The organism is Mesorhizobium sp. M1E.F.Ca.ET.063.01.1.1, assembly GCF_003998155.1.
Classification (GTDB): domain Bacteria; phylum Pseudomonadota; class Alphaproteobacteria; order Rhizobiales; family Rhizobiaceae; genus Mesorhizobium.
The window spans coordinates 1-4,657 of sequence record NZ_RZSC01000475.1; the positions used below are offsets into that span (position 1 = coordinate 1).

At 66.1% G+C, this 4,657-nt stretch carries 4 protein-coding genes; 2 read left to right on the plus strand and 2 right to left on the minus strand.

The window, feature by feature from the left end; all coding sequences use genetic code 11:
• On the minus strand, positions 1–719 hold a 719-nt coding region (locus tag EOA29_RS25735; protein ID WP_127221796.1), incomplete at its 3' end, for a LysR substrate-binding domain-containing protein.
• A 112-nt stretch (positions 720–831) separates the two neighbouring features.
• Between EOA29_RS25735 and EOA29_RS25740 the strand changes: the two genes are divergently transcribed.
• Together EOA29_RS25740 and EOA29_RS25745 are read left to right on the plus strand one after the other, a co-directional pair.
• Positions 832–1,239 carry a 4-oxalocrotonate tautomerase family protein gene (locus tag EOA29_RS25740; protein ID WP_126094881.1) on the plus strand — a complete coding sequence of 136 codons (408 nt, stop codon included), beginning with the start codon at positions 832–834 and terminating at the stop codon, positions 1,237–1,239.
• A 302-nt stretch (positions 1,240–1,541) separates the two neighbouring features.
• A complete protein-coding gene (locus tag EOA29_RS25745) occupies positions 1,542–3,764 on the plus strand; it encodes an AMP-binding protein (protein WP_126094882.1) in 2,223 nt (740 codons plus the stop codon).
• A 143-nt stretch (positions 3,765–3,907) separates the two neighbouring features.
• Here the strand turns inward: EOA29_RS25745 and EOA29_RS25750 are convergent.
• Positions 3,908–4,657, minus strand: a 750-nt coding sequence (locus EOA29_RS25750; RefSeq protein ID WP_245468538.1) for a phosphatidylcholine/phosphatidylserine synthase, incomplete at its 5' end; no start/stop codon positions are given.

Here is a 4,657-nt window from a genome sequence, read left to right on the forward strand (position 1 = left end):
ATGCCGGAGTGTGCAAAGCGCCGCGTGCGCAGCGTCAGCGCGATGCCGGCAGTGACCGCGGTGCGCAGGCCGGCAAGACTGGCGCTGCCGGCGGCGATGCGGTAGCGGCGGCCGGCGGCGTCGAGCGCATTGAGCGCAGCCTCCCTGAAGCCGCAATAGGGATCGAGCAGCGCCAGCGGCACTGCTTCCTGCCGCGTCGCCAATCCTTTTTCCGAGCAGAGCCACAGCATCGGCTCGCTGATGAGGGCCGCTTCATCCGGCGAAGGGGCATGGCGCATGGTGATCGCGAGGTCCAACTGACCTGCCTGCAGCGCTGACTCGAGCTCCAGGGAGCGGCCGACGCGCAGCTCGATCCTGACGCGCGGATGGCTGACCGCGAAGGCGCGCAAAAGGTCGGGCAGCCCGTGGTCGGCAAAGTCCTGCGTCGTGCCGATAGCGATGCGCCCACCGGCGCGCGCGCCTTTCAGCGCCAGCCAGGCCTCGGTCTGGACGGCAATGATGCGCCGCGCGTGACCGACAAGGTCCTCGCCGGCCGGCGTCAGCCCCCGTCCCCTGCCCTGCGGGACCAGCAATGGCTCGCCGACGATTTCTTCCAGCCGCTGCATCTGCGCGGTCACCGCCGACGGCGTGCGGCCAACCGTGGATGCAGCCTTTGACAGCGATCCGCCGTCGACGAAGGCAAGGAAGGTTTTCAGGAGATCAGGATCGAGCATTTCCATACTTCGATGATATCGAATCTTTTGTCAAAAACAATTCGATTTTCTTGATGTTATGATGGTGGCATGGTCCCTCCATCGGCGGCGCGAAGCCGCTCCAACGCAGGAGAGAAAAATGCCGATCATCAATGTCAGCGTCACCGGCAAGCCGGACGCAAAACTTTCCGCCGCGATCGCGAAGGACATCACCGAGATCACGGCCACGCATCTGCGCAAGGACCCTACCATCACCGCCGTCGCGGTCAGCTATATCGACCCGCAGCACTGGTTCGCCGGCGGCAAGTCGCTGGCCGAGCATGGGACGAACACCTTCTGGCTCGATATCAAGGTGGTGGATGGCACCAACACCAAGTTGGAGCTCGAAGCCTATCTCAAGACGATCTTCGAAGCCTTCGGCCGCCTGCTCGGCGGCGTGCACGAGGAAAGCTACGCCTTCGTGCATGAGGTGCCGGCGGCGGCCTACGGCTTCGGCGGCAAATCGCAGGAGTTCCGCTTCATCAGCGGGCGGCTGAAGGCGGCGTAGCGGCGACGCTCCCCTTCTCCCCTTGTGGGAGAAGGTGGCCGAGCGAAGCTCGGATGGATGAGGGGTGTTGGACGGAATGGGGCGTCGCAGGTTTAAGTACCTAAAAGCATTGAATTTTCCGACGCCTCGTTTCTTCCAGCACCCCTCATCCGGCTCGGCGCTGCGCGCCGATCCACTTTCTCCCACAAGGGGAGAAGGGGACGCCGCGCCACCCCCTCATTGACCTTGCCCCCACTTCCGCTACCCTCTGCGCTCGAAGCGGCCGCCAAGAGCCGCGCCCTGGAGGACGTTGGGAGAGCGGCATGATCCTGACATTGGCGCTGCTTGCCGGCCTTGTCTTTGCCTGGCTGCTGATCGGCCTGATCGAGAGGTTCCGGCTCGACCTGCGCCTCACCCAGGCGCTGCTCTATGTGCCGTTCAAGCTCGCCTACCGCATTGCCGACGAGCGCATCCGCATTGCCCGCAACGCGCGCACGCCGGTCATCTATGTCGTCTCGCACCAGTCGCGGATCGAACCGGCGCTGATGCTGTCGCTCTTACCCGACGACACGCTGCACATCCTGGACGAGGCCTCGGCCCGCTCGCCCTGGCTGGAGCCGTGGCGCGAGCTTGGCCGCACCATTGCCTTCAACGCCGAGCATGTCTTCGTCAGCCGCCGGCTGGTGCGCGTGCTGAAAGGCAAGGGGCGGCTCGCCGTCTACCTGCCCGACGATGTCGAGCCCGACGTCAAGTCGTTCCGGCTGTTTCGCGCCATCACCCGCATCGCCATGCAGGCGGACGCCCGCATCGTGCCGATCTTCGTCGCCGGAGCCCGCCACCTGCCGCTGTCGCTGACGCCCGCCGACAGGGCGCCGCGACACTGGTTCCCGCGCCTGTCGCTCAGCGTGCTGGAGCCGATGACGGTCGCCGAGCTGGTGGCGCGCAATCCTGATATGGCCTCCAACACCAACGCGCTGTTCGACCGTTTCGCCGAAGCGCGGCTCTATGGCTCCAATCTCGATCGCGGTCTGTTCCTGGCGATGCGCGATGCGGCAACCAGAGTCGGCACCTCGCACCCGATCATCGAGGACGTCATCTCGGGCGCGCTGAGCTACCGCAAGATGTTCATCGGCGCGCGCGTGCTCGGCCGCCGCTTCGAGGCGGTGACGGCGCCCGGCGAAGCGGTCGGGCTGCTTCTGCCCAACGCCAATGGCGTGGTGCTGTCCTTCGTCGGGCTGATTTCGGCGGCCCGTGTCGCGGCGATGATCAACTACACCGCCGGTCCGGCGAGCGTGACGGCGGCGATCCGCACCGCGGTCATCCGCACTGTGGTCTCCTCCCGCGCCTTCATCGAAAAGGCGGGCATCGACGACATCGTCGCCGCCGTCGAGGCAGGCGGTGCCAAAATGCTCTGGCTGGAGGACGTGCGCGAGAGCGTGACGGTGCTCGACAAGGTCGCCGCGGCGCTGTTCTGGCGCTTCCCGCTGCAGCGGCAGCAAGCGGCCAAGGCGGCGGTGATCCTGTTCACCTCGGGCTCGGAGGGCACGCCCAAGGCGGTGGTTCTCTCGCAACGAAGTCTGCTGGCCAATGCCATGCAGGCCGAGGCGCGCGTGACGATCTCGCCGGCCGACATCCTGCTCAACGTGCTGCCGGTGTTCCACTCCTTCGGGCTCACCGGCGGCACGATCCTGCCGCTGGTTACGGGCGTGAAACTGTTCCTCTACCCCTCGCCGCTGCACTACAAGATCATTCCGGAAATCGCCCGCAAGGTGAAGCCGACCGTCATGTTCGGCACCGACACCTTCCTCGCCAACTATGCCCGCACCGCCAAGGACGGCGACTTCTCCAGCCTGCGTTTCGTGGTCGCCGGGGCCGAAGCGGTGAAGCCCGAGACACGGCGCGTCTATCGCGACCGCTTCCAGGCATCGATCATCGAAGGTTTCGGGCTGACGGAGGCGGCGCCTGTGGTTGCGGTGAACACCGCGATCCACAACCGCGACGGCACGGTCGGGCGTCTGCTGCCGGCGATCCGCATGAAGCTCGAGCCGGTCGAGGGCATCGGCGATGCCGGCCGGCTGTGGCTCGACGGCCCGAACATGATGATGGGCTACATGACCGCCGACCGTCCAGGCGAATTGCAGCCGCTCGAAGGCTGGCACGACACCGGCGACATCGTCTCGGTCGACCGCGACGGCTTCATCACCATTCGCGGGCGGGCAAAACGCTTCGCCAAGATCGCCGGCGAGATGGTGTCGCTGGGCGCGGTCGAGATGCTGGTGCAGTCGCTGTGGCCGGAAGAGCACCACGCCGCGGTGGCAGTGCCTGACAAGCGGCGCGGCGAGCGAATCGTGCTGGTCACCACCGCCGGCGACGCCAGCGCCGAGGAGCTGCGCCAGTTCGGCAAGAAGGCAGGCGCGGCCGAACTGATGGTGCCAGGCGACATCGTCAAGGTGGAAGAAATCCCGGTGCTGGGTTCCGGCAAGACGGATTATGTGTCGGCGCGCAAGCTGGCGATCGACAGGTTGGGGCTGAGCGCGGCAGCGTAATCTCCCCCCTTGAGGGGGAGATGGGGGTCGTCTCACATAGAGCGCCGGCGCCTTTGCGGAAGTGAAGAGGTTAGCGCTTCAAGCGCAGCGACCCCCTCTGTCGCCTTCGGCGACATCTCCCCCTCAAGGGGGGAGATCATCCGCTACCCGATATCCGAAGGCGGCACCTTCTCGCCTTCGCGCATAGCCCGCTTCGAATAGGCGCGCACCGAAAACGGCAGGAAGAGGAGATAGCCGGCGACCGAGGCCGTCAGCGTGTACCAGGGATAGGCCATCAACAGCAGGATGTAGAGCACGACGCCCAGGATGACCGGCAGCACCTTGTCGCCTGGCACCTTGACGCTCTTACCCGAATAGACCGGCAGCCGGCTGACCAGCAGGAAGGCGACCAGGACAGTGAAGCCGGTGGCGATGAAGGCCGCCGGTCGGCTGGGTTCGAGCCCGAGCCGCAGGAAATAGAGATAGAGCGGCAGCATGACCAGAACCGCGCCCGCCGGCGCCGGCACGCCGACGAAATATTCGCTCTGCCAGGCCGGCTGGTCGGCGTCGTCAGCCAGCACGTTGAAGCGGGCAAGCCGCATGCCGCAGGCGATGGTGAACAGAAGCGCCGCGATCCAGCCCGGCGAACCGGCGCGGTCGAGCAGGAAGGCATAGAGCACCAGTGCCGGCGCGACGCCAAAATTGACGATGTCGGCCAGCGAATCCATCTGCGCGCCGAACTTGGAGGTCGCCTTCAGCATGCGCGCCAGGCGGCCGTCTATGCCGTCGAGGAAAGCGGCGAGCAGCACCATGACGACGGCCGGCTCGAAACGGTCCTCGAAGGCGAAGCGGATGCCGGAGAGGCCGGCGCAGATGGCGAGCACGGGGACCAGATTGGGCAGCACCATGCGCAT